The sequence below is a fragment of the Rhodococcus sp. 1R11 genome (assembly GCF_004563845.1).
GTDB lineage: Bacteria > Actinomycetota > Actinomycetes > Mycobacteriales > Mycobacteriaceae > Rhodococcoides.
In genome coordinates, this window is record NZ_SPNG01000006.1 from 300960 (window position 1) to 327698 (window position 26739).

17 protein-coding genes are annotated in these 26739 nt (G+C 65.4%); 16 read left to right on the forward strand and 1 reads right to left on the reverse strand.

Annotation, left to right across the window (positions count from 1 at the left end; all coding sequences use genetic code 11):
* Nucleotides 1-59: 59 nt before the first annotated feature.
* A complete protein-coding gene (locus E4P29_RS13605) occupies nucleotides 60-2237 on the reverse strand; it encodes an N-acetylmuramoyl-L-alanine amidase (RefSeq protein ID WP_135045375.1) in 2178 nt (725 codons plus the stop codon).
* Nucleotides 2238-2419: 182 nt separating this feature from the next.
* Between E4P29_RS13605 and cobM the strand changes: the two genes are divergently transcribed.
* The 16 genes from cobM to E4P29_RS13685 all read left to right on the forward strand — a co-directional run bounded on the left by cobM (nucleotide 2420) and on the right by E4P29_RS13685 (nucleotide 26637).
* The gene (gene cobM / locus E4P29_RS13610; protein WP_135045377.1) at nucleotides 2420-3163 is read left to right on the forward strand and encodes a precorrin-4 C(11)-methyltransferase; all 744 of its coding nucleotides are present in this window, start codon (nucleotides 2420-2422) and stop codon (nucleotides 3161-3163) included.
* Nucleotides 3160-3909: a precorrin-6A synthase (deacetylating) gene (gene cobF / locus E4P29_RS13615; protein WP_167735478.1), complete on the forward strand. Its 750-nt coding sequence runs from the start codon at nucleotides 3160-3162 to the stop codon at nucleotides 3907-3909. Before cobM ends, cobF begins: the two co-directional genes overlap by 4 nt.
* Nucleotides 3910-3976: 67 nt before the next feature.
* Nucleotides 3977-5206, forward strand: a complete 1230-nt coding sequence (gene glf, locus E4P29_RS13620) for a UDP-galactopyranose mutase (protein WP_135045381.1) — start codon at nucleotides 3977-3979, stop codon at nucleotides 5204-5206.
* A complete protein-coding gene (locus E4P29_RS13625) occupies nucleotides 5203-7110 on the forward strand; it encodes a glycosyltransferase (protein ID WP_135045383.1) in 1908 nt (635 codons plus the stop codon). The genes glf and E4P29_RS13625 overlap by 4 nt, the downstream gene beginning before the upstream one ends.
* Nucleotides 7088-7624 (forward strand): phosphatase PAP2 family protein, encoded by a 537-nt coding sequence (locus E4P29_RS13630; protein WP_174557191.1) that lies wholly within the window; start codon nucleotides 7088-7090, stop codon nucleotides 7622-7624. The genes E4P29_RS13625 and E4P29_RS13630 overlap by 23 nt, the downstream gene beginning before the upstream one ends.
* On the forward strand, nucleotides 7621-8526 hold the full coding sequence (locus tag E4P29_RS13635; protein ID WP_135045385.1) for a decaprenyl-phosphate phosphoribosyltransferase: 906 nt from the start codon (nucleotides 7621-7623) through the stop codon (nucleotides 8524-8526). The genes E4P29_RS13630 and E4P29_RS13635 overlap by 4 nt, the downstream gene beginning before the upstream one ends.
* Nucleotides 8504-10360, forward strand: coding sequence for a flagellar motor control protein ZomB (zomB, locus tag E4P29_RS13640; protein ID WP_167735479.1), 1857 nt, complete (start codon nucleotides 8504-8506; stop codon nucleotides 10358-10360). The genes E4P29_RS13635 and zomB overlap by 23 nt, the downstream gene beginning before the upstream one ends.
* Before the next feature lie 213 nt (nucleotides 10361-10573).
* Nucleotides 10574-11584 carry an alpha/beta hydrolase family protein gene (locus E4P29_RS13645; protein ID WP_209205399.1) on the forward strand — a complete coding sequence of 337 codons (1011 nt, stop codon included), beginning with the start codon at nucleotides 10574-10576 and terminating at the stop codon, nucleotides 11582-11584.
* A gap of 332 nt (nucleotides 11585-11916) precedes the next feature.
* A complete protein-coding gene (locus E4P29_RS13650) occupies nucleotides 11917-12930 on the forward strand; it encodes an alpha/beta hydrolase family protein (RefSeq protein ID WP_057473080.1) in 1014 nt (337 codons plus the stop codon).
* Nucleotides 12931-13149: 219 nt separating this feature from the next.
* Nucleotides 13150-15051 (forward strand): alpha/beta hydrolase-fold protein, encoded by a 1902-nt coding sequence (locus E4P29_RS13655; protein ID WP_135045389.1) that lies wholly within the window; start codon nucleotides 13150-13152, stop codon nucleotides 15049-15051.
* Between the two features lie 83 nt (nucleotides 15052-15134).
* Nucleotides 15135-15686, forward strand: coding sequence for a DUF732 domain-containing protein (locus E4P29_RS13660; RefSeq protein ID WP_135045390.1), 552 nt, complete (start codon nucleotides 15135-15137; stop codon nucleotides 15684-15686).
* A 9-nt stretch (nucleotides 15687-15695) separates the two neighbouring features.
* Nucleotides 15696-16649, forward strand: a complete 954-nt coding sequence (locus tag E4P29_RS13665; protein WP_135045393.1) for a cutinase family protein — start codon at nucleotides 15696-15698, stop codon at nucleotides 16647-16649.
* A gap of 282 nt (nucleotides 16650-16931) precedes the next feature.
* Nucleotides 16932-17930: an LLM class F420-dependent oxidoreductase gene (locus E4P29_RS13670; RefSeq protein ID WP_135045395.1), complete on the forward strand. Its 999-nt coding sequence runs from the start codon at nucleotides 16932-16934 to the stop codon at nucleotides 17928-17930.
* 178 nt (nucleotides 17931-18108) lie between these two features.
* Complete coding sequence (gene fadD32 / locus E4P29_RS13675) at nucleotides 18109-20007, forward strand: long-chain-fatty-acid--AMP ligase FadD32 (RefSeq protein WP_027494806.1); 1899 nt, start codon at nucleotides 18109-18111, stop codon at nucleotides 20005-20007.
* Nucleotides 20008-20049: 42 nt separating this feature from the next.
* Entirely contained in the window at nucleotides 20050-25089 is a 5040-nt protein-coding gene (gene pks13 / locus E4P29_RS13680; protein ID WP_135045397.1) for a polyketide synthase Pks13, read from the forward strand.
* Between the two features lie 3 nt (nucleotides 25090-25092).
* Nucleotides 25093-26637: an acyl-CoA carboxylase subunit beta gene (locus E4P29_RS13685; protein WP_135045399.1), complete on the forward strand. Its 1545-nt coding sequence runs from the start codon at nucleotides 25093-25095 to the stop codon at nucleotides 26635-26637.
* Nucleotides 26638-26739: the final 102 nt, after the last annotated feature.

A 26739-nucleotide genomic window follows, 5' to 3' on the forward strand; every position in this document is an offset into this window, starting at 1 on the left:
ATGGGAACGCGAAAGGGCCGAGTCACCACGGTGACTCGGCCCTTGTCGACTGGCGAAACTCAGCCCACGGGCGCTGGCTCCGGCGCGGGTGCCGGCTCGACAACAGGAGCCGGCTCCACCGGCGCAGCGACCGGCTTCTGCATTTCTGCGTTGTACGTGTCGTTGTACGTCTTGATCACCGTGGTCACGATGCCGGTGAGCTCGTTGAAGATGAGCGAACCGTTCTCGAAGTCCGTTCGGAAGCCCTCGGGCACCTTGAACTCGTCGGTGAGCGGTAGACCGAGGACGCCGTCGACACCGCCCTGCTGCAGGTACTGCTGAAAGATCTTGCCGATGACGGCCACGGCCTGGCCGGCCATGTTGGTGATGATCTCTCCGTTCTGGAATTGCGCCTTCTCGCGGCCGCCGCTGACCTGAACCAGGCCGCTGACCGGTACGCCGAGAGCGCCGGTTTCGCCGCCCGAGGACAACCACTTCTGCGCGACGGGGCTCGTCGACGCCAAGCGCTGCAATTCTGCGACCAGGGCCGGGATGTTCTCGCCCAGAGTCGAACTGACGTCGGTGCCCGGGCGTGACGGTGCCGGATCGGTCACCGCGGTGTCCGGTGCGGTGGCATCGGGAGCGGTCTCGGGTGCTGCCGGTGTGACGTCGCCGCCGCCGAGGTTTGCAGCCGCGATGTCGCGGATCTCCCCGAGCCTGGCGTATCCGGCGTCACCGGGGCATTCGGTGTTGCCGACGTCGCGGTGACCGAAGATCACCGGCAGGTCGACGCTCTTGCCCTTGCCGATGAACGTGAAATCCGTTCCCTCGGAGGTCATCGTCGTGGTTCCCTTGGGATCCAAACCGGCCTTGCCGAGTCGCCAGCCGAGGAACTTGCCGACCGAGTCGATGGTCTCCTGCGACGGATCCTGAGTGGAGTAGTCGCCCATCATGGCCACGCCGACGGTGTTCTCGTTGAACCCACCCGCGTGCGCACCCTGGACCGGCTTGTCCAAGCCGCCGGCGCGACCCTCGAAGATCTGGCCGTACTTGTCGACGAGTGCGTTGTAGCCGATGTCGCACCAGCCGAGCGTCTGTGCGTGGTACGCGTAGATGGCGCGAACGATCTCGGCCGACTCGGACTTCGAGTAGTCGTTGCTTCCTGCGGTGTGGTGCACGGTGGCACCGCCGATGAAATCGTCGATTGTCGGGTTGGCACAACGGATCGACTCGTCGGCACCCCACTGGGCCCGGGTGATGACGTTGGGGCCTGCATCGCCCGCCACCGGAGTGGCGAGGTCGCTGAGTGCGGAATCGGCTGGGGACGTACCGGGAGTGATGAGCACGGCGCTGATGTCGCTGACTGCCGACGCCAACTGCTCGGCCGACACCTCAGGAGCGGCTTCGGGCTGAGCGGGATCGATCGGGGCCGGATCCTGTTGGCGCAGCGGCTTACTCGAAGACGCGGGTGTGTAGCCCAATGGTTGTTCCGCAACGGCGGGAGCAGGCGCAGGTGCATCGGAAGGCAGTGGAACAACCGGAACCTCCGGAACCGGCGGCGTTGCAAAGCTTTCGGGTGCAGCGCTGCTCGTCAGCGGCGTCAGCAGCACCTGCACGGCCTTGGTGAGTCCCACGAAGATCGGTTCGGTGCCCTGCTTGCCGGGCGCGGGAGCGGAGTCGTCGGCTGTGCTGTCCACCGGTGCGGTCTGCAGCCACGGGCCCCAGGATCCGTCCTCGAGCTGCCGGCGAACCTGTGCGGACGCACCGTTCAGCTGCTCGGAGGTCAACGCCACCATGCTGAACGGGGTGTCCTGCGAGATCTCTTTGACTGCCGCTCCGAGCGGCGGCCCGGTGGGGTCGGCAGCTTCAGGGTTGACCGGTGCCGAGGCGTCGACCCGTGGGATGGGTGCCTGCGCGGTGGCACCACCCGGCGCCGGCGTCGTGAGGCCGGGGATGTCGGGGATCTGGATCGGCGGGATCACGATGGAATCCGGCAACGGCAGGTATTTGAGATCGGAGAGCCGAAGATCGGGCAGCGGCAGGCCGGTGAGCTCCTGCAGCGGAATCACGATGTCCGGGGCCGCGCTCAGCGCGGTCTCGACGATCTTCGTCGGCACGGTGACCGGGGTTGTCTCGTTGGCCGGTCGAACTCCGGTGGTCGTGCTGTCTGTCAGCCCTGCGACCGCAAACGGGGTCGCGACGGCGAGTAGTGCGACAGCACCGAGAACGATCGACGGCTTCGTTCGACGGTTCGGCAAGGCGGTACTCCCTGGTTGGTGGTAGGTACGCGTCGTAGAATCTCCCACTGCTGAACAACAACATTCACATCAGCAACATGAGTCCCATCAGACACAAGGCTAAACCTTAGCTTGACAGTTAGCCATCCACGGGAAGTTCCGGTGGCGCGGCGCGTCGTACACGTCACCTACGCTTTCAACCTGTGACTGTGCACTTCATCGGAGCCGGACCCGGGGCTGCAGACCTGCTCACGCTGCGGGCCGTCGAGTTTCTGCGGTCGAGCCCGGTCTGCGTCTACGCCGGTACCTACATCGACGACGCCATCCTCGAACATTGCTCCGCAGGCACCCGGCTGGTCGACACCGCGAAACTCGACCTGGATGCCATCACGGAAGAGCTGGTCGCCGCCCACGAGCGTGGGGAGGACGTCGCGCGCCTGTGTTCGGGGGACCCGTCCCTCTACTCCGCTCTGGCGGAGATGTCCGCTCGACTCGACGCCGCAGGCGTGCCCTGGGACGTCACCCCTGGCGTTCCTGCCTACGCGGCCGCAGCCGCCGCACTGGGTGTCGAGCTGACGGTTCCCGAGGTGACGCAGTCGGTGGTGCTCACCCGCGCGCAGGCCCGTTCGACGGCGATGCCCGATACCGAGGCGCTGAAGAACTTCGCCGCTACCAGGGCAACTCTTGCGCTGCACCTGGCGATCACACGCACCCGCATCATCGCCGACGAACTGACGGAGTTCTACGGTCCGGAGTGCCCCGCCGCTGTCGTCTTCCATGCCAGCAAGCCCGACGAGATCGTCCTCCGCGGCACCCTGGCCGACATCGCCGACCAGGTCGAGGCCGCCGGGCTGCGGCAAGCTGCGGTGATCCTCGTCGGTCCCGCTCTGGCTCGTCGCGTCGTCGCCGAATCCCACCTGTACGACGCGTGCCGGGACCGCTCGTGAAGATCCATCTGATCGGCATCGGCGGTGGGCACCCGGATCAGGTGACCGTCCAGGCCGTCGAGAAACTGCGGGCCGTGGACGTGTTCATCGTGGCCGACAAGGGCGCGTCCGTCGGGGATCTCGCAGCAGCCAGGCAGGAGATCCTCGAGCGCCACCACGGTGGCAGCTACCGGGTCATCGAGGTGCCCGACCCGCAACGCGACCGGTCACCTCGGCAGTACGAGACCGCGGTCCTCGACTGGCACGACGCCCGCGCCCGGGCGTACGCCGACGTGTTCGACGGGCTCGCCGACGGCACCGTCGTCGGGTTCCTCGTCTGGGGCGACCCGGCGCTGTACGACAGCACTATCCGCGTCGTCGAGCGGTTGGCTGCACTGCGCGGCGACATCGAGTTCGACGTCACACCCGGCATTTCGAGCGTGTCCATGCTGGCGGCGAGTCATCGACTCGTGCTCAATCGCATCGGGGGCCCGATCGTCATCACCACCGGCAGGAACCTGGCCGACGACGTCGCAGCCGGGCTGGACAACCTCGTCGTCATGCTCGACGGCAACTTGGCCTGCAGTGCGCTGACCGGCGCGGGGTGGGGCATCCACTGGGGAGCCAACCTGGGTACGACCGACGAGAAGCTCGTGGCCGGGCCGCTCGACGACGTACTCGACGACATTCGCCGCGCCCGCGCCGAGGTCAAAGAGGCGCACGGCTGGGTGATGGATACCTACCTGCTCCGACGCCTGCCAGGTTGACACGGGACCGGCCGGGCGGTGCCTGGCGGGGTGGAGCCGTCACGATCGTCGGATACCCTGGTTGCCCGTGACTGCTGTAAGCCCCGAGACCACCTCTTCCGACGCCACCGCGACCGGCCGCTACGACCTCATCGTCGTCGGATCCGGGTTCTTCGGTCTGACCGTGGCAGAACGGGCGGCGTCCCAGCTGGGCAAGCGTGTTCTCGTTCTCGACCGGCGGCACCACCTGGGCGGCAACGCGTACTCGGAAGCCGAGCCCGAGACGGGTATCGAGATCCACAAGTACGGTGCGCACCTGTTTCACACCTCCAACAAGCGGGTGTGGGACTACGTCAACCAGTTCACCGACTTCACCGGCTACCAGCACCGCGTCTTCGCGCTGCACAACGGTCAGTCGTACCAGTTCCCGATGGGCCTGGGGCTGATCTCTCAGTTCTTCGGAAAGTTCTTCTCCCCGGCCGAGGCGCGGGCCCTGATCGAGGATCAGTCCAGTGAGTTCGACTCCAAGGACGCGCAGAACTTCGAGGAGAAGGCGATCTCACTGATCGGACGTCCGCTCTACGAGGCGTTCATCCGGGACTACACGGCCAAGCAGTGGCAGACCGATCCGAAGGAACTGCCCGCGGGCAACATCACCCGGTTGCCGGTGCGCTACACCTTCGACAACCGCTACTTCAACGACACCTACGAGGGGCTGCCGGTCGACGGCTACACCGCGTGGCTCGAGAACATGACACGCGACGAGAAGATCGACGTCCGCCTGAACACCGACTGGTTCGATGTTCGCGACGAGTTGGTCGCCGAGAGCCCGAACGCCCCGATCGTCTACACCGGACCGCTGGACCGCTACTTCGACTACTCCGAGGGCGAATTGGGCTGGCGCACCATCGATTTCGAGACCGAGGTGCTCCCGGTCGGCGATTTCCAGGGAACGCCGGTGATGAACTACAACGACGGCGACGTGCCGTTCATTCGGATCCACGAGTTCCGCCACTTCCATCCCGAGCGCGAGTACCCGACCGACAAGACGGTCATCATGCGCGAGTTCTCACGTTTCGCCGAGAGCGGCGACGAGCCGTACTACCCGATCAACACCCCCGACGATCGGCAGAAGCTCGAGGCGTACCGCAACCGGGCGAAGGCCGAAGCGGCCTCCAACGGTGTGCTGTTCGGTGGGCGACTCGGGACGTACCAGTACCTGGACATGCACATGGCCATCGCGAGTGCGCTGAACATGTACGACAACACTCTGGCCCCGCACTTCGAGACCGGCGAACCCCTGGCAGGCGACAAGTGACCGCCAAACACCTCCTCGCCGACGGTGTGGCCGACGTCGCGCCGGTCCTCGGAAAATCGCTGTTGCAGCGTGTACTGCTACCCCGTTCGGGTGAGCCGCTCGACGTGCGCACGCTCTACCTCGAAGAGGCGACCACCAATGCCAAACGCGCGCACTCGCTCTCGCGTACCTCGCTCACCATCGGCGGCGAGTCCGAGGTGTCGTTCTGCACCTACTTCAACGCATTCCCGGCGAGCTACTGGCGGCGCTACAGCATCCTGAAGTCCGTGGTGCTGCGCGTCGAGGTGTCCGGCCACTGCCGAATCGACGTCTACCGGTCCAAGGCCGATGCGTCGCGCATCCACGTCGAGGGCCGCGAGGCCGTGGACGACGATGCAGCGCAAGAGTTTCTGATCGACCTCGGCCCGTTCGAGGACGGCGGGTGGATCTGGTTCGACATCACCTCCGACTCCGAGGTGGTCCTCGAGAGCGCCGGTTGGTACGCGCCGATCGACGCTCCCGGTGAGGCGACCGTCGCCGTGGGTATCCCCACGTTCAACCGACCGACCGACGCCGTCAAAGCGCTTGTCGCCCTTGGCTCGGACCCGTTGGTGCTCGACGTGATCCAGGCCGTCATCATGCCGGATCAAGGTACCCGCAAGGCAAAGGACGAGCCCGGCTTCGACGAGGCCGCAGCGGCCCTCGGCGGGCGTCTCGCGATCCACGACCAAGCCAACCTCGGCGGTTCCGGCGGCTACAGCCGGATCATGTACGAGGCTCTTAACAACACTGCCTGCCAACACATTCTGTTCATGGACGACGACATCGAGATCGAGCCCGACTCGATTCTGCGGGCGCTGGCGATGTCGCGTTTCGCCAAGGTACCCACGCTCGTCGGCGGCCAGATGCTCAACCTGCAGGCGCGCAGTCACCTGCACGTCATGGGTGAAGTGATCGACCGCGGAAACTTCATGTGGACCGGCGCACAGAACGTCGAATACGACCACGACTTCTCCGAGGACCCGCTGCGCACCAGCAAGCTGCTGCACCGGCGGATCGACGTGGACTACAACGGCTGGTGGATGTGCATGATCCCGCGGGTCGTCGCGGAGGAACTCGGGCAGCCACTGCCACTGTTCATCAAGTGGGACGACGCCGAATACGGCTTGCGTGCACGCGAAGCCGGCTACCCGACGGTGACACTGCCGGGTGCCGCGATCTGGCACATGGCGTGGAGCGACAAGGACGACGCCATCGACTGGCAGGCGTATTTCCACCTGCGTAACCGTCTCGTTGTCGCGTCGCTGCACATGCCCGGCGACGGCAAGGGCCTGGTGCTCGACACGATCAAGGCCACCGTCAAGCACCTGCTGTGCCTCGAGTACTCGACGGTCGCAATCCAGAACCTCGCGATCCGTGACTTCCTGGCCGGTCCCGAGCACATCCTCGAGATCCTGCCCACGGCATTGCCGACGGTGCACGCCCTGCGCAAGGAATTCCCCGACGCCGTCGTCGTCGGGAGTTCCACCGAGCTCCCGCTCGCGTCCGGCGAAGAAGTGGGCGCGGTCGGCCTGCCGACCAACCCGATCTCCAAGGTGCGCCGTCTGGCAAAGGGCTTGCTGCACAACGTCAAGCCCGCGCACGAGCAGCACCACGAGCGTCCGCAGCTCAACGTGCCGACTCTCGACGCGCGCTGGTTCCTGCTCTCCCAGGTCGACGGCGTCACCGTCACCACGGCGGACGGTCGAGGCGTCGTCTACCGCAAGCGCGACCGCGCGCAGGCCGCGGCGTTGCTCAAGGAAGCGCTGTCGTTGCGCAAGCAGTTGGCAGCCGAATTCCCTGCCCTCAAGGCTCGATACCGTGATGCCGTGCCGCACCTGACCAGTAAGGAAACGTGGGAACGTGTCTTTCGTTACCAGGCGTAAAGGCCAGACCGAGGTGCCGACAGAAGTGCGCATTCTCGAGAAGGTGCAGGCCACGGTCGGCAGCGCCCCCGGTGCGATCACCGTCGCACGCGGAATGTCGCACTTCGGCGAGCATGCCCTCGGCTGGGTGGCGATCGCAGGCATCGGCGCTGCTCTGGACGCGCCGCGGCGACGGCAGTGGGCGTCGGTGGCCGTCGGTGCCGTCGGATCGCATGCCGCATCCATCGTCATCAAACGCATCGTGCGCAGGCCGCGTCCCCACGACCCGGCCGTCCGTATCAATGTCTCGACGCCCAGCAAGCTGAGTTTCCCGTCGTCCCATGCGACATCCACCACAGCGGCTGCGGTTCTCCTCGGCCGCGTGACCGGGCTACCGTTACCGGCGGTCCTCGTGCCACCCATGTTGCTCTCGCGCTTGGTGCTCGGAGTCCATTACCCCACCGACGTGCTGGCCGGATCTGCACTCGGCGCGTTGACGGCTGCTGCCGTCGTGAAGTTCGAAGGAGACAAATGAGCGAGGATGCCGCACCCGTAGGCGCACCGCCGAAGAATCTGGCGGACGGCATCGTCAAGGCGCTTCGCCCGCGTCAGTGGGTCAAGAACGTGCTGGTCCTGGCTGCGCCGCTGGCGGCAGGCTCGGTCACCGATCGTGACGTGCTGCTGTCCGTCGCGCTCGCGTTCATCGTGTTCTGCTTCGCCGCCTCGGGCATCTACCTCGTCAACGATGCGCTCGACGTCGAGGCCGACCGCGCACACCCCACCAAGCGATTCCGGCCGATCGCTGCTGGTGTACTGCCGGTCAACGTCGCCTATGGGATGGCAGTGGTGTCCCTCGGCCTGGCCATCGGACTGTCGTTCATTGCCAACTGGAAACTCGCCCTGGTCATCGGCGTGTACATCGCGGTCCAGCTGGCGTACTGCTTCGGCCTCAAGCACCAGGCCGTGCTCGACATCTGCATCGTCTCCTCCGGCTTCCTACTGCGCGCGATCGCCGGCGGCGTCGCTGCCTCGATCCCGCTCTCGCAGTGGTTCCTGCTGATCATGGCGTTCGGATCGCTGTTCATGGCAGCAGGAAAGCGCTACGCCGAGCTGCAACTGGCCGAACGCACCGGGGCCAAGATCCGCAAGTCGCTCGAGAACTACACCACCACTTACCTGCGCTTCGTGTGGACGCTGTCCGCGACGGCCGTCGTCATCTGCTACGGCCTGTGGGCGTTCCAACAGGACGCCGAAACGGACGCCAACTGGTTCGCCATTTCGATGATTCCGTTTACCATCGCAATCCTGCGATACGCAGTGGACGTGGACGGCGGCGAGGCAGGCGAACCCGAAGAGATCGCGTTGGGAGACAGGGTTCTGCAGCTACTCGCCATAGCGTGGATCGGAGTGGTTGGTGTCGCTGTCTACCTCGCCTGACCAGCGAGAAGATACCCCGGTACCGGCGGTCTCGACCAGGGCCGTCTTCTGGGTCGGGACCGTCGTCACCGGTGCCCTGTTTCTGTGGGGTGCCTGGGAACGTCGCTGGATCGCCGACGACGGTTTGATCGTGCTGCGCACAGTCCGCAACCTGCTGGCCGGAAACGGCCCGGTGTTCAACGCGGGCGAGCGCGTCGAGACCAACACCAGCACCATCTGGACCTACCTCGTGTACGCGGGCAGTTGGCTGAGCGAGGCGCGCCTCGAGTACGTGGTTCTGACGATCGCTCTGGTGCTGTCCACCGCATCCGTCGTCATCGCCATGATCGGCACGTTCGCCCTTCGTGGTCGTACCGCGAAGCGGACTCTGTTCCTCCCCGCAGGCGTCCTGGTCTACATCGCTGTTCCCCCTGCCCGCGACTTTGCGACGTCCGGCCTCGAGACCTGCCTGGTCATCTTCTGGTTGGCGACGCTGTGGTTGCTGATGGTCCGCTGGGGCCAACGCCGCAGCGGTGGCGTCGAACTGCTGCTACTGGCCTTCTTCGCGGGCCTGGGACCACTCGTGCGCCCGGAGCTGTCCATCGTGTCGGTTCTGGCATTGGCGATGATCTTCCTTGCCCCGCAGACGTGGTTGTCGAGGCTGCGCGTGTTCGCATTCGCGGGTGCGGTTCCCGTGCTGTACCAAATTTGGCGCATGGGCTACTACGGCCTTCCGTACCCCAACACCGCAGTGTCCAAGGACGCCGGCGGTGCCAAGTGGTCGCAGGGGTGGGCGTATCTGACCAACTTGATGGGCCCGTACCTACTGTGGCTCCCGCTGGTGCTGCTCCTGCTCGGTGCCGCCCTGTCGGTGACGCGAGTGCGCCCGACGTTGCCCAGAACAGTGAGCGGCGCGCTCGCTGCGTTGCGCACGCCGACCGCTGTCGTCGTATTCGTGCTCGTCAGTGGATTCTTGCTCGCGGTCTACGCAATTCGAGTCGGTGGCGATTTCATGCACGGGCGAACATTGTTGCCCGCCCTGTTCACGCTGCTGTTGCCTATTTCGATATTGCCCGTCGCGCTCCCGCAACGATGGTCCGGCAATCGTGCAACTGCTGTTTTCGTCGCGGATGTTTTCGTCTGGGGTGGAATCGTCGTCTGGGCCGTGGTTGCGGCGAACACGACGGGAATGCCCCAGGGCTCGATCGTCGGACGAAGCGGGATCGTCGACGAACGAGCGTTCTATTCGCTCAACACCGGGCACGCTCATCCGATCCTGGCGTCGGACTATCTCGATTATCCGCGGATGCGGGCGATGGTTCAGGCGATCGACGACACCCCGGACGGCGGATTGCTGCTGCCGTCCGCGCAGTTCACCTACTGGGATGTGGTCCCGCCGCCCCTCCCGATCCCCGAGGGTGGATTCGGTCACACCGTCTACTTCCTCAACTTGGGGATGACGAGCATGAACGTCGGCCTCGACGTGCGGGTCATCGATCAGATGGGGCTGGCGTATCCGCTGGCATCACACACCGAACGCCTCGAGAACGGCCGCATCGGTCACGACAAGAACCTGTATCCGGACTGGGTCGTCGCCGATCTGGGACTGGTCGGCATTCACCCGTACCTGCCCTGGTACATGGACGAGGACTGGGTCACCGAAGCTCAGGTGGCCTTGACCTGCCCGGACACCCAGGAAATGCTGACGTCCTACCGAGCGCCGTTGACGAAGGATCTGTTCGTCCGGAATGTGAAACGTTCGCTGTTCTATGCCGGTTATCGATTCGACCGGGTGCCGAAATACGAAATACAGCGATGTGATCTTCCGGCACCTGTGCTGAAGGCCGATAATTAGCCGACAGAACACGAGAAGATCACCGGGTTGCGCCGATTCGGTCTCGACGCGAAGATGAGCTGTCTCGATCCTGTAACGGACGACGTACTTCGTGCGATAAGTGCGGAGGATATGTATGCGCCAGACCCTGGGTCGGGCGCATACATGATGAACTTGCGAGATCAATCGTTGATTGCGTAACCGATGTGACGAAGCTGCTGAGAGGTCGAGTGCATGCTGGGTAGATGGAAGAGCCGGTCCGGGGACAAGCGAGCGGGCTCCTGGGGACGCCGCGCCGCGACGTCCATGCTGATGGCAGTGGTGCTACCACTTGGCCTGGCCGTGGCGGGCGGTGGCGCAACTGCCAACGCAGCATTCGACGGCAATGCCATCGACGTCTGGACGGACTCGAGCATGGGCCCGATCAAGAGCCGGGTGTGGCGGGCAGCGGACGGTAACACCAACCGCGTCGTCTACCTGCTCGACGGCCTGCGCGCTACGACGGACATCTCGGGCTGGGAGCACGAGACCGACGCCGGAGCAGTTCTCGCCTCCTGGAACATCAACGTCGTCGAGCCGGTCGGTGGACAGTCGAGCTTCTACTCCGACTGGTACGCACCGTCGAACTTCAACGGTCAGAAGACCACCTACAAGTGGGAAACCTTCCTGACGCAGAACCTCCGCGAGAACCTGCGCGCCAACTACGGCTTCAACCCGAACCGCAACGGTGTCATCGGCATCTCGATGGGTGGCTCGGCCGCGCTCACGCTCGCTGCCTACCACCCGGATCAGTTCAGCTACGCCGGCTCGCTGTCGGGCTACCTGAACATCTCTGCGCCCGGCATGCGCGAGGCGATGCGCCTGGCTCTGCTCGACTCCGGCCGCTACAACATCGACGCGATGTGGGGCCCGCCGTGGGATCCGGCATGGCTGCGCAACGACCCGTTCGTCTTCGCGCCTCGCCTGCGTGACAACGGCACCCGCGTGTGGGTCTTCGCAGGCAGCGGTCTGCCCGGCGGACTGGATCGCCCGCAGAGCTTCATCGATTACTACAACACCGCCAACGGCATGGGCCTCGAAGCCATCGCCCTGGCCAACAGCCGCGCCTTCCAGATCCGCATGGCCAGCATCGGTGCCAACAACGTGACCTACGCGTTCCCGGCCGCCGGTACCCACCAGTGGGGTTACTGGGGCGAGCAGATCCGCGTCATGGCACCGGACCTGAGCGCCAACATCGGTGACTGATCCCACCGGCAGCGTTCCGGTCGCAGTGCCCGCTTTCGGCCCTGTAGTGATATTTCACGACTTAGCAGGGCTGTTCAGCGGGGACTGCGCAGGATAGTCTCCTGTTTCGGAAACTCTTCGAGGCGAAACTGGGACGCTGATCACAGTTTTGCCTTGGAACCGCTCGATGGAATAACCTCCATCGAGCGGTTCGCCTGTTCTGCAGCAGAACCACAGCCTTTCGACACACCACACAGCTTCACCCCGGCCTCATGGGCCGTCAGTCAGCCCTGTTCGATTGCCGGGGGCCGCTACGACAGCGGAGACCGCGTAGATGAGAGAGAGCACGATTCATGCGATTTGCCGGCCTCAGCAGTAACCCGAAGGCGTCCTCACGCTGGCGTCAGCGCCTGCTCGGCGTGGGAGCTGCCGCACTCGTTCTGCCGATCGCAGCCGGTGTCGTCGGCGGCGCAGTCGCAGTCGCTGCCCCCACCGCCGTCGTCCATCAGACCCCGGCCGGTGGCCGCGAGGATCTGATCGTCCCGTCCGAGATGGGTCCGATCAAGGTTCAGGTCCAGTGGGCAGCGCGCGGCGGAAATGCCGCTCTCTACCTGCTCGACGGTCTGCGCGCTCGCGACGACCGCAACGCTTGGACCTTCGAGACCAACGCGCAGGATCAGTTCGCCAACGACGACGTGACGCTGGTCATGCCCGTCGGCGGACAGTCCAGCTTCTACAGCGACTGGTACACCTCGTCGAACTTCAACGGCCAGGAAGTCACCTACAAGTGGGAGACGTTCCTGACGCAGGAGCTCCCGGCGTTCCTGGAGAACTACGGCGTCTCGCGCAACAACAACGGTGTCCTCGGACTGTCGATGGGTGGTTCGGCTGCTCTGACGCTCGCCGCGTACCACCGCGACCAGTTCAAGTTCGCCGGCTCGCTCTCGGGCTACCTCAACATCTCGGCCCCGGGTATGCGTGAGGCCATTCGCATCGCGATGCTCGATGCCGGCCGCTTCAACGTCGACTCCATGTGGGGACCGCCCTGGAACCCGGCGTGGCTGCGCAACGACCCGTTCGTCTTCGCGCCCAGGTTGCAGGGTCTGTCGCTGTACATCTCCGCAGCCAGCGGCCTGCCCGGTCAGTTCGACCACCCGGCCGCGCCGATCGATTTCTACAACACCGCCAACGGCATGGCCCTCGAGGCACTTTCGCTGGCCAACACCCGTGCATTCCAGATCCGCATGGGCACCCTCGGCATCCCGGCGACCTACAGCTTCCCGGCCAACGGTATCCACGCCTGGCCGTACTGGGGTGCCGAGCTGTGGAAGGCACGCACCCAGATCCTGGACGCGCTGAACGCCTGAGTCAGTTCCATAACGTGCTCTCCCTCGATGCCGCCCCACGCTCTCGCGTCGGGCGGCATCGTCGGTTCGTGCGCAGGTTCTCCGAGCCCCTCCACTTCACATTCGCACCACCAGTCACAGCGAGTCTGCTGTTCGTCGCCATCGGGCACGTGTAGAAAGACATACGAAGCATGTCTCGAGACGAGACCTTCGATCGTCACAGGAAAGAGAGTCACCATCATGCGCACTGGGCTTGTTCGGTTCGGTCGTACCTCATCGGCCGGCACACGGGCTCGGCGAGCGGCAGCAGCAGTGACTGTCGCCTCCGCGCTGATGATTCCCTTCGCGACGACAACTGTGGCCGCCGCAGCCCCGATCGCTCATGCTGCCCCGACGGCGCAGACCGGTCCCGCTTACACCCAGACCGGTGGGGCAACCGTCACCTCGGTGGACTGGCTCTCCGATCGCCGCGTCGCGCTGTGGATCCAGTCGCCCTCGATGGGAACGCCCATCCAGGTGCAGCTGCTACTCGCCCGTGACTGGAACATCAACCCGCAGGCCACGTTCCCGCAGGTGTACATGCTGGACGGGCTCCGGGCTACCGACCAGGAGAACGGCTGGACGGCCGAGACCGACGCCGAGGCCTACTTCGCCGACAAGAACGTCAACGTCGTGCTGCCGATCGGCGGACAGTCCAGCTTCTACTCCGACTGGGTCGATCAGGACAACGGCAAGAACTACCAGTGGGAGACGTTCCTGACCAAGGAGCTGCCGCCCATCCTGGCCAAGGACTGGCGCAGCACCGACAACCGCGGCGTGGTCGGGTTGTCGATGGGTGGCACGTCGGCAATGTTCCTCGCGGCACGCAACCCCGGCTTCTTCAAGTTCGCCGGTTCGCTGTCCGGCATCCTGACCACCACCTCGCTCGGCATGCCGCAGGCCATCCAGTACGCGATGACCGACGCCGGCGGCTACAACTCCAAGGCCATGTGGGGCGCACCGTCCAACTCGCTGTGGGCTCAGCACGATCCGTACCTGCTCGCCGACAAGCTCAAGGGCGTCAGCCTCTACATCTCGAGCGGTAACGGCTCGACCGGCCCCTACGACCAGCCGTCGCCGATTCCGGGCGTCAGCACCAACTACGCGGGTATGGGGCTCGAGATCCTCTCGCGACTCACCTCGCAGACCTTCGCCACCAAGCTCAACCAGCTCGGAATCCCCGCTCAGGTCAACTACCGCCCGTCGGGTACGCACTCGTGGCCGTACTGGCAGTTCGAGCTGCACCAGCTGTGGCCGCAGCTCGCTACGGCACTCGGCGTCGAGGTCGACAAGCCCGCCTGCAGTGTCGCGGGCATGATCGGCAATGCGAGCGGCGCGAACTCGTGGTTGGGTCCGTGCCTCACCGCGGAGTACAACGTCGCCGGCGGACGAGCTCAGGACTTCACCTTCGGTCGGGTCTTCTTCACTCCCGACACCGGGGCACAGGTGGTCGCCGGCGCTATCGGCGGTATCTACCAGGGCAACAAGGGCCCCGAGGGAGCGCTCGGCTTCCCGAAGACCGGTGAGATCGGCACTCCCGACGGCCGCGGACGCTTCAACGCCTTCCAGAACGGCATGGTCTACTTCACGCCGCAGACCGGAGCTCATGTGGTCAAGGGTGCCGTGCTCGACGAATGGGCGGCCCAGGGCTACGAGGGCGGTCCACTGGGATACCCGGTGCTCGACGAGGTGGCAACGCCCAACAAGCCCGGCTCGGTGCAGGGCTTCGAGATCGGCGCGATCTACACCTCGCCCGACGCGGGTGTGCACTCGGTGCAGGGCATGATTCTCGGTAAATACGGTGAATTGGGTTGGGAGAGTGGACCTCTCGGGTTCCCCAAGTCCAACGAGATCGGCCCCATCAGGGACGGCGGACGGTTCAACCAGTTCGAGACCGGCAACATCTACTGGAGCCCTGTCAGCGGAGCATGGTCCACGCCGTATGGTCCGATCTTCGACGCCTGGGGATCGGTGGGCTACGAGGGTGGCCGGCTCGGCTACCCCACCAGCGATCAGTTCGACATCGACGGTGGCGGGAAGCAGCAGAACTTCCAGTTCGGCATCATCACCGTCAAGGACGGCGTGGCCACGATCGCTCCGTGACCGGAGCCGGTCACGGCTTCAGAGTTCTCTCAGAGCGTGGCTGTACGCTCGCCTGCGACCCGACGACCGAAGGATTTCGATCGATGACGCGTAACTCTCTGGCCAGAACTCTGTCACTCGGCGTGCTCGCCGTGGCGGCGAGCTCGATGCTGGTGGCGTGTGGAAGTGACGACTCGACGGCCACCGGCGCCCCGACCAGCACCACCACGGCAGCTGCGACGACGACCGAGGCGAGTTCGTCGACGTCGGCGGCCGAGAGCACCACCACGACCGTCGCTCCGACCACCAGCCCGGGCGAGGCGGCGACGGCACCGCCGGAGCAACCCCAGGCCGTGCCGGACGACTTCCCGGGGCCGACGGAGAGCCAGATCGACGACCGTGGCCAGAGGTTCCTCGCCGAGCTGAAGAGCAAGGGCGTCACTCCGGCGGGCAACGGAGACATCGCGGTGTCGACGGCCAACTACATCTGTGCCGCGCAGGCGCAGGGCGTCGCAGCCGACGAGATCACGACCTACGTCACCGCTAACGTCGGCGTCGAGGCAAGTGCCGCCGGAACGCAGATGGACGAGACCCAGGCCCAGCAGGCTGCCCAGACCTACATCGCCGCCGCGCAGGCGACGTACTGCAAGCCGTAGTTCACGCTGATGGCCAAACGTAAGCGCAGAGTCCTTCCGGTGATCGCCTTCGCGGTGATCGTCGGCCTCGTCATCGTGGCCCTGTGGTACCTACTCGCCGGGCGTCTCGGGCCCGGACCGGGGCCGGTACCGCCGCCGGGGCCCGAACAGCCGACGGCGCAACCGGCGGATTGCCCGGACGTCCAGGTCATCGCGATTCCGGGTACGTGGGAGTCCTCGTCGACCGATGACCCGTACAACCCGACCGCCAATCCGGTGTCGTTGATGCTCAACGTCACTCGGCCACTGCAGGAGCAGTTCCCCGGATCTCGCGCGGACGTCTACACCGTGCCGTACGTCGCACAGTTCTCGAACCCCATCGCGCTGCCGCCGGACGGCCAACAGTCGTACAACAACAGCCGCACCGAGGGTAAAAACGTTGCGGTACAGAAGATGTCGGACGTCGCGGCGCGATGCCCACTGACCAACTTCGTCATGGCGGGCTTCTCTCAGGGCGCAGTCATCTCCGGCGACATCGCGGCCGACATCGGCGCGGGTAACGGACCCATCTCCGCCGATCGTGTCCTCGGTGTCACCCTCATCGCCGATGGCCGCCGCGACGGAGTGTCGGGTACCGACGTGCCGGGACCGCTCGACGGCGTCGGAGCCGAGGTCGCCCTCGGGGGACTTGACCTCCCCGGCATCACCATGACGGGGCGTCGGGACGGCGGATTCGGCGCGCTCGACGACCGGACCAATCAGATCTGTGCGCCCGGTGACCTCATCTGTGCGTCCCCGTCGGATGGACTGTCGCTGCGCAACATTCCGCAGAGCATCCAGATTCTGATCGGGGCGGCAGGCAATCCGGTGCACGCGTCGTACAACAGTTTCGTCGTCGACGGTTCCGGTACCACCGCCACCCAGTGGACGGCGTCATGGGCTGCCGATCTGATCGAGAATGCGCCGACGCCTGCTCACTCGTGATCGGTGTCGGGGAGCGCGGTGACCGGTGTCGTGGAGCGCAGTGACCGGGGTCATGGGTAACGGACAGGTCACAACGCGGCGTGTCGCCGACTGGTGCAGGGCACAAACCTGTGGTCTGCGACCCCCAGTCGGTGGGATCCGCTCCTGCGAGCGGCTAGAGTGACGCCTTGGACCTGCGCGGATCGGCCCCGGCCGACTGCCCCGCACGGTGTGCCCAGACCCCGGTGCCGACCACTTCAGACCCAGGTGCCGGCCGCTCCAGACCCCAGAGGAGAGCAATAGATGAGTTCCGCCGAGGCCGCGACCCCCGGGCCGCGCAAATTCCGCTTCGCTGCAGGCGGAGAGGGAAACGCGGAGGAGGGCGGGGCTCGGAAGTTCATCAAGCTGGCTCAGCAGGCCGAGGAGCTGGGCTACGACAGCTTCATGATTCCCGATCATCTCGGTAATCAGGTCGGGCCGATTGCCGCACTCGGAGCTCTCTCCGTCGCCACCGACAAGATTCGGCTCGGCACGGCGGTGCTCGCCAACGGCTTCCGCCATCCCGCGGTTCTCGCCAAGGATGCGGCGACCATCGACGTGCTTTCCGGCGGACGGCTCGAACTCGGACTCGGCGCGGGCTGGATGCGCGAGGAGTACGACAAGGCCGGTATCACCTACGACCGTCCCGGCGTCCGCATCGAGAAGCTCGCGGAGACCCTCGACATTCTCGACGTGTTGCTGCGCGGTCAGGAATGCAACTACGAGGGCAAGCACTACACGATCACCGGTCTGAAAGGCAGCCCTCGTCCGCGTCAGGGACCGCGTCCGCCGATCTGCATCGGCGGTGGCGGCCCCAAGATGCTCGCGCTGGCGGCCAAGCACGCCGACATCATCTCCGTGGTGCCGAGCACCTCGAAGGAAGGCAAGTTGCTGCTGTCGGGCATGACCATCGAGAAGACTCTCGAGCGGGTCGAGCTCATTCGGGCTGCCGCAGGGGATCGGTTCGACGACATCGAGCTGAACTGGGCGATCACCACCATCGTGGTCACCGATGATCGCGAGCAGATGGCCGAGATGGCACTGGCCGCGCTGGACAACGGTTATCCACCCAACGTCGACGTGGACGTCAAGCTCACTGTCGAGGACATTCTCTCGTCGCCGTACCTCGCATTCGGAACGTACGAGGAAATAGCCGATCAGATCCGTAACGTTCGCGCGCGGACGACGATGTCCTATGTCGGGGTTTTCCCCACACAAATGGAAGCATTCGCTCCGGTTGTCGACTTGCTGAAAGGCGAGTGACACAGGCGCGTGTCGGTAACATGAAGTCGGCCTCGAGGTCGACCGAAACCGACACCGCTGGAGTTACCACTTAGTAACATAAAACGCTGTTCGGTGTCTGCATCGATGAACGTCGTCAATGCAAGGCCAGGTCACGCACGATGTGTGGCAGCGATTCGTGTCGGAGGAGATTGAAGCAATGAGCCACACGTTCGATGATTTCATCGATGAGAACGGCCACATCACCATCGGTGAAGGGCAGACACTCGTCCGCCACGTCGAGGCGAACGTCGAAGAGAATGCCGACACGCTCGCGTACCGGTTCATGGACTACTCCCGGGAACGGGACGGTGAAGCGCACGAGTTGACCTGGTCACAGTTCGGCAAGCGGCTGCGCGCGGTCGCCGCTCGTCTGCAGCAGGTCACCGAGCCCGGTGACCGCGTGGCGATCCTCGCCCCCCAGGGCCTCGAGTACGTCATCGCGTTCTTCGGTGCGATCTACGCGGGCACCATCGCGGTGCCGCTGTTCGATCCCGACGAGCCCGGCCACACCGACCGCCTGCATGCCGTCCTCGGTGACTGCAAGCCCAGCGCGATCCTCACCGCCAGCAACTCCGCGGCGGGCGTCCGCGCGTTCTTCCGCGCGCTCCCCGCTGCCGAGCGGCCCCGCATCATCGCCGTCGACGCCGTTCCCGACAGCGTCGGCGAGACGTGGGTCGAGCCCAAGGCAGGGTTGGACGACATCGCCTACCTGCAGTACACGTCGGGTTCGACGCGGACCCCGGCCGGTGTCGAGATCACGCACCGCGCGGTCGGCGTCAACGCGCTGCAGATGGTCGACAGCATGGAGATCAACTACGACTCGCGCGGCGTCACCTGGCTGCCGATGTTCCACGACATGGGTCTGCTCACCGTCATCCTCCCGGCCCTCGGTGGCAAATACATCACGATCATGAGCCCGCGCGCGTTCGTGCAGCGGCCGTGGCGCTGGATCAAGGAACTCGCCGCTGTCTCCGACGGAGCAGGCACGTTCGCCGCGGCACCGAACTTCGCGTTCGAGCACGCCGCCCAGCGCGGACTGCCCAAGAACGGTGAAAGTCTCGACCTGTCGAACGTCATCGGCCTGATCAACGGCAGCGAGCCCGTCACCACGTCGTCGATGAAGAAGTTCAACGAGGCCTTCGGCCCGTACGGTCTGCCGAAGTCCGCGATCAAGCCGTCGTACGGCATGGCCGAGGCAACACTGTTCGTCTCGACGAGCAAGCACGCCGACGAGGCCAAGGTCGTCTACGTCGACCGTGTCGAGCTGAACGCAGGCAACTTCGTCGTCGTCGCACCCGACGCTCCCGGAGCCATCCCGCAGGTATCGACCGGAACCGTCGCCCGGAGTCAGTGGGCCGCGATCGTCGATTCCGAAACCGCCACCGAGGTGCCCGACGAACACGTCGGCGAGATCTGGCTGCACGGCGAGAACATCGGCAAGGGCTACTGGGGTCGCGAGACCGAGACCAGCGAAACCTTCCACAACAAGCTCGTCCACCGCGTCGCCGACGGTTCGCACGCCACGGGTGCCCCCGAGGGTGCCAACTGGATGCGCACCGGAGACTTCGGCGTCTATCACGACGGCGAGCTCTACATCACCGGCCGCGTGAAGGACCTCGTCATCGTCGACGGCCGCAACCACTACCCCCAGGACATCGAGTTCTCGGCGCAGGAAGCAAGCAAGGCTCTGCGGCCGGGCTTCGTGGCAGCGTTCGCGGTACCGCTCAACCAGCTGCCCGACGTCGTGTTCGAGTTCAGCGGTGCCGCGTTGACCAAGGATTCGGACGACAGCTCCGAGCAGCTCGTCATCGTTGCCGAGCGCGCTCCCGGCTCGGGCAAAGCAGACCCGGCTCCGATCGCCGACGAGGTGCGCACCGCAGTCTCGGCTCGGCACGGCGTCACGGTCCGCGACGTCCTGCTCGTCCCGGCCGGATCCATCCCGCGCACGTCGAGCGGCAAGATCGCCCGGCGCGCCTGCAAGGCCGCCTACATCGAAGGCACCCTGCGCGGCGGCTATCAGCAGACGGCATTCCCGGACGCCGAACTACCCGACTGATCTCTGGGCCTCCCGTTCCTTCGATACATAGCTTGGTGAGTAATGGCTGAACAAGAGACAGACAAGATTCAGAGTGCCGACGGGACGGACCTCACGGTCGCCCAACTGAGGGATTGGCTACGCAACTGGGTTGCGGACGCGACGGGTCAACCCGCGTCGGCCATCTCCGACGACCGTCCGATGGAGGAATTCGGCCTGTCCTCTCGCGATGCCGTCGCACTGAGCGGTGAGATCGAGGAGCTGGTGGGGGTCACGCTGACCGCGACCGTCGTCTACCAGCACCCCACCATTGCGTCTCTGGCCAAGATCATCATCGAGGGCGAACCCGACGAGCCGGTGGGTACCGTCGACGATGCGTTCTACACCAGCGGCGTGCAGTCGGGAGACGCCCACGACATCGCGATCGTCGGACTGTCGTCGCGCTTCCCCGGCACCGGTCACACCCCTGAGGAGATGTGGTCGCTGCTGATCGAGGGCCGCGACGGCATCACCGACCTGCCCGAGGGCCGGTGGAAGGAATTCACTTCCGATCCGGTCATCGCCGCAGCCGTCGACGCGACGGTCACCAAGGGTGGCTACCTCGACGACGTCAAGACCTTCGATGCCGAGTTCTTCGCGATGTCGCCCAACGAGGTCGTCAACGTCGACCCTCAGCAGCGTCTCGCGCTGGAACTGACCTGGGAGGCGCTCGAGCACGCGCACATCCCGGCCAGCTCGGTCAAGGGCAGCCAGGTCGGCGTCTTCATCGGCAGCTCGTCCAACGACTACCAGCTCATCGCCGTCAGTGATCCGGCCGTGCATCCCTACGCGCTGACCGGCACCTCCACCGCCATCGTCGCCAATCGCGTGTCGTACTTCTACGACTTCCGTGGGCCGTCGATCGCCGTCGACACCGCCTGCTCTTCCTCGCTCGTTGCCGTGCACCAAGCGGTGCGCAGCCTGCGTACCGGCGAATCCGATCTCGCCGTGGCGGGCGGCGTCAACATGCTGCTCGCGCCGCCGATCACCGTCGGCTTCGGCCAGACCGGTGTGCTCGCGCCCGACGGCAAGATCAAGGCATTCTCGTCCGACGCCAACGGCATGATCCGTTCCGAGGGTGGCGGACTCGTCGTGCTCAAGCGCCTCGAGGACGCCGAGCGCGACGGCGATCAAGTGCTCGCCGTCATCGCCGGATCCGCGATCAACCAGGACGGCCGCTCCAACGGATTGCTCGCGCCGAACCCCGACGCGCAGGCCGACGCACTGCGATTCGCGTACCGCGACGCCGGCATCAACCCGTCGGGCGTGGACTACATCGAAGCGCACGGCACCGGAACCATCCTCGGTGATCCCATCGAGGCCGACGCGCTCGGCCGAGTGGTCGGCCGTGGTCGCGATGCGGACAAGCCGGCATTGCTCGGCTCGGCGAAGACCAACTTCGGGCACCTCGAATCTGCTGCAGGCGCAGCAGGTTTGATCAAGGTCGTGCTGGCGATGCAGGAGAACAAACTCCCGGCGTCGCTGAACTACGTGGGCCCCAACCCGTACATCGACTTCGACAAAGCACACCTGAAGGTCATCCCGGAGGCCACCGACTGGCCGCGGTACACCGGCAAGGCCGTCGCCGGCATCTCCGGGTTCGGCTTCGGCGGCACCAACGCGCACGTCGTCGTGTGCGAGTACGTACCGGGTGAGACCTCGGCCGAATTCGATCCCGCTGCAGTGGATCCCGAGGCTGCGGTGGTGGAGGGCGTCTACGAGGAGCAGCTCGATGCGGAGACGACCAGCCCGGTCGCCGAGGCCGAGACCATCCTGGCGGAGTCCGAAAGTGGTCCGGAGACAGTGATTCTCGCAGTGTCTGCGGCGTTGCCGTCCCGTCGTAAGCGCGCGGCGTCGGAACTGGCCGATTGGCTCGAGACCGAAGAGGGCAGCACGACGCCCCTCGTCGATGTCGGCCGCACGTTGGCCCGCCGTAACCACGGGCGTTCGCGCGCAGTGGTTCTCGCGTCCACCACAGCCGAGGCCATCGCCGGATTGCGCGCCATCGCGGCGGGCAAGCCCGGACCGGGCGTGTTCTCCGCGGACTCGCCCGCATCCAACGGCGCAGTGTGGGTGTTCTCCGGATTCGGCTCGCAGCACCGCAAGATGGCATCGCGGCTGTACCGAACCAACGCCGTGTTCGCCGCCGAGGTGGACAAGGTGGACGAGCTGCTCGTCGACGAAGCCGGCTACTCGATCCGCGAGATCATCCTCGACGACTCGCAGACCTATGAGTTCGAGAACTCCCAGGTCGCAATCTTCGTCATTCAGATCGCCTTGGCCGCAACGCTTCGCGCACACGGTGCAGAGCCGTCGGCCGTCATCGGCCACTCGATGGGTGAGGTTGCCGCGGCGTACGTTGCCGGTGGCCTCAACCTCGAAGACGCCGTCCGCATCATCTACGCCCGCTCGAGGCTGCTGGCCGAGGGCCAGGACGGCCTGGGTGCCGCCTCGCAGGGTGCCATGGCACTCGTCGAGTACACCCCGGACGAGGTCAAGACCCTCACCGACCAGTTCCCCAATGTCGAGCCGTGCGTCTACGCCGCGCCCACGCACACCACGGTCGGCGGACCCCGCGCCGAAGTCGAAGCCCTCGTCGAGATGGCCGAGGCCGCAGGCAAGATGGCCCGACTACTCGACGTCAAGGGAGCAGGCCACACCGCAGCGGTCGACGTGCTGCTCGGTGAGCTCGCCGCCGAGCTCGCCGGAATCGAACCGAGCAAGCTCACCGCCGGGGTCTACTCCTCGGTCGATCGTGAGGCGCACTACCGCGTCGGACATGCGGCGATCCACGGCGTCGACTACTGGACCAAGGGAATGCGTCACCCGGTTTGGTTCACCCAGGCTGTCAATGTTGCTGTGGGAGACGGGCACACGACGTTCGTCGAGCTCGCCCCCAACCCCGTCGCGCTGATGTCGGTTGCCGCTACCGCCTGGGCTGCAGGCCTGGCCGACGCCACGTTGATTCCGACGCTCAAGCGCAAGGAAGACGAGGCGGACACGTTCCTCGCCGCGCTGGCGCAGCTGTACGTGCACGGTCACGCGCTGGAACTGGCGACACTGTTCGAGTCGGGTCCGTACGCCGCAATTCCGCGAACTGCGTACTTGCGCAAGGAGTTCTGGCTCAACTCGCAGGTCAGCTCCAGCGGTAACTCCCGCGTTCCCGGTGCCCGGGTGGCACTGCCCGACGGCCGCCACGTCTGGGAAGTCCAGGCCTCGGCCGTCTCGGGATTCGATGCGTTGGTCACCGCCGCTGCCTCGCAGGTGTTCTCCGACGTGGCGCTGGGTGCTTCGGTCTCGCATGCTTCGGTCCCCAAGGCGGGCACGGTGGTCACCACGTTGACGTCCCACCTCGGTGGGGCGTCGGTCCAGGTCCATGCACACGAAGGTTCGGCTTTCACGTTGCTGCACGAGGCCGTCGTCACCTCGGGCGACGCTCGTCCGGAACCTGTTGTTGCAGTGGAGGAGCGATCCTCGTCTCCGATGGAAGAGTTGCCCGAGGTCGTCGAGACGTTCGGTGACCGCTGGGATCCCAACGGCAATCAGAAGCTCGAAGATCGACTGGCGATCATCGTCGCCGAGTCGATGGGCTACGCGCCCGAGGACTTGCCTCCCGAGGTTCCGCTGATCGAACTGGGGCTGGATTCGCTGAGCGCCGTTCGGATCAAGAACCGCGTCGAGTACGAATTCGACATTCCCACAGTGCAATTGCAGGCCGTGCGTGATGCGAACCTGCGTGAGGTGGAGAAGTACCTGCGCTACGCGATCGAGAACCGCGACGAGGTGCAGGCGCTGGCAGACAAGCAGGCCGCTGAAAAGGCTGCCGAGCAGGCTGCCGAGAGTGGCGCGACTGCACGCGACGCAGCCCTGGAGACGGCCGTGGCCGCACCGGAGACCGCGGTGCCGAGTGCGGAATACCAACCCGCACCGGTGGCCGCAGCGCAGACCGACCTGGGCGGCAAGGAAGCGTTCGCCGAGGCTGCCGGATCCGATGTGCCCCCACGTGACAACGCCGAGCGGATGACGTTCGCGACGTGGGCAGTGGTGACGAAGGAATCGGCCAAGGGCATCTTCAACACCCTCCCGATCCTCGACGACGAGACGGCCGAGAAGTTGGCGGCTCGTCTGACCGAGCGGGCCGGCGGCGAGATCACCTTCGACGACGTACTGGACTCGGAGACCATCGAACAGCTCGCCGACAAGGTGCGCCCGCACCTCGAAGACGGCGAGATCGACGGTGTCGTGCGCAATCTTCGGGCCCGTCCCGAGGGCTCCACGGCCACACCGGTATTCGCGTTCCACTCGGCCGGTAGCTCCACCGTCGCCTACGAGCCGTTGCTGCGGAAGTTGCCGGCAGGCACGCCCATGTACGGCCTCGAGCGCGTCGAAGGACCCATCGCGAAGCGCGCCGCGGAGTACGTGCCGTTGATCAAGGCGATCCAGCCCGAAGGACCGTACGTGTTCGTCGGATGGTCGCTCGGCGGCATCCTCGCCTACGAGGTGGCGCGGCAGATGGAAGAGGAAGGCATCGAGGTCGCCTACGTGGGGCTGCTCGATACCGTTATGCCCGGGACCAAGATCCCCGACACCAAGGACGAAGTCCGCAAGCGCTGGGAGCGGTACGCGGCGTTCGCGAAGAAGACGTACAACGTCGACTACCCGATCCCGTACGACAAGTTGGTCGATTCCGACGACGAGGGCCAGATTCGGATCATCACCGATCTGGTCAAGCTCAGTGGGGCAAAGATTCCCGGCGGCATCATCGAGCATCAGCGGACGTCGTGGCTCGACAATCGGGCTATCCAGACAGCCGAGCTCAAGGAGTACGGCGGGCACGTCACGCTGTACCTCGCCGACAAGTACCACGACGACGCGATCGCTCTCGAGCCCGCATACGCCACCCGCGAAGAGCACGGTGGCTGGGGACCGGTGGTGAAGGACCTCGAGATCGTCTACGTCGGAGGCGACCACCTCGCGGTCGTCGACGAGCCGTACATTGGAAAAATTGCGGCCCATCTGTCGAAGACGCTCGAGAACATCGAGTCTGCAAGAACCGGAGCGTAGATTTTGAGTGGCACCACTGCGGAGAAGCTGGCCGAGCTACGGGCAAGGCTGGAACTGGCCAAGGAACCGGCCGGCGAGATCGGTATCGCCAAGCGCGCCAAGAAGGGCATACCCAGCGCCCGAGATCGCGTGAACTCGCTGCTCGACCCCGGCAGTTTCGTCGAGATCGGCGCGCTGGTGAAGGCCCCGAACGATCCGGGTGCCCTCTACAGCGACGGCGTCGTCACCGGGCACGGAACCGTCGACGGCCGTCCGATCGCAGTGTTCTCGCACGATCAGACGGTGTTCGGCGGAACCGTCGGCGAGATGTTCGGCCGCAAGGTCGCCGGCATCATGGACTTCGCGATCAAGATGGGCTGCCCCGTCGTCGGCATCAACGACTCCGGTGGAGCTCGTGTGCAGGACGCCGTCACCTCCCTCGCGTGGTACGCCGAACTGGGTCGACGCCACGAGGCGCTCTCCGGCCTGTGCCCCCAGATCTCGCTGATCCTCGGCAAATGCGCCGGTGGCGCGGTGTACGCACCGATCAACACCGACATCGTCGTCGCCACCGAAGAGGCGTACATGTTCGTCACCGGACCGGACGTCATCAAGTCCGTCACCGGCGAGGACGTCAGCCTCGACGAACTCGGCAGTGCCCGCGTCCAGGCCATCAACGGCAACGTGCACCACGTCGCTGCCGACGAGAAGGCCGCATTCGACTGGATTCGGAACTACCTGAGCTACATGCCGTCGAGCTGCCAGGAGGAGTCGCCGGTGATCAACCCGGGACTCGAGCCGGAAATCACCGAATCCGACCGCAAGCTCGACTCGTTCATGCCCGACGCCGACAACGCCGGCTACGACATGCACGACATCATCCTGCGCATCTTCGACGACGGTGAATTTCACGAACTCTCGGGCCAGACGGCACCGAACGTCATCACCGGCTTCGCCCGCGTCGACGGTCGTCCGGTGGGCATCGTCGCCAATCAGCCGATGCACCTGTCCGGGGCCCTCGACGCCAAGGCCGCGGACAAATGTGCTCGGTTCATCCGCCTCAGCGATGCCTACAACATTCCGATCATCTTCCTCGTCGACACACCCGGCTTCCTGCCCGGCGTCGACCAGGAAACTCTCGGCGTCATCCATCGCGGTGGCCGCTTCATCTTCTCGTTCGTCGAGGCGACGGTGCCGAAACTGACTGTCGTCATTCGTAAGTCGTACGGCGGCGGATACGCGGTGATGGGCTCGAAGCAACTGGGATCCGACATCAACCTCGCCTGGCCGACCGCCCGCATCGCCGTCATGGGTGCCGAAGGTGCCATCAACATCATGAGTCGCAAGCAACTCGCCGAGGCAGGCGAGAACGCTCCGGCGCTGCGCAAGCAACTGATCAACTTCTACAACGAGCATGTCGCGACGCCGTGGATCGCCGCCGAGCGTGGCTACATCGACGCGGTCATCGAGCCTTCCCAAACGCGCCTCGAAATTCGCAAGGCCCTGCACATACTCAAGGACAAGGAAGTACACAAGAGTCCGCGTAAGCACTCTTTGCTCCCGATCTAGCCAAGCGCGCCCGTCCCCACGGCGGGGTCGCTTCGCTCCCTTTTGGGATCAATGTGGGTTTCAGTCGCTCTGACTGCAACAAAGCCGCATTCATTCGTCTGT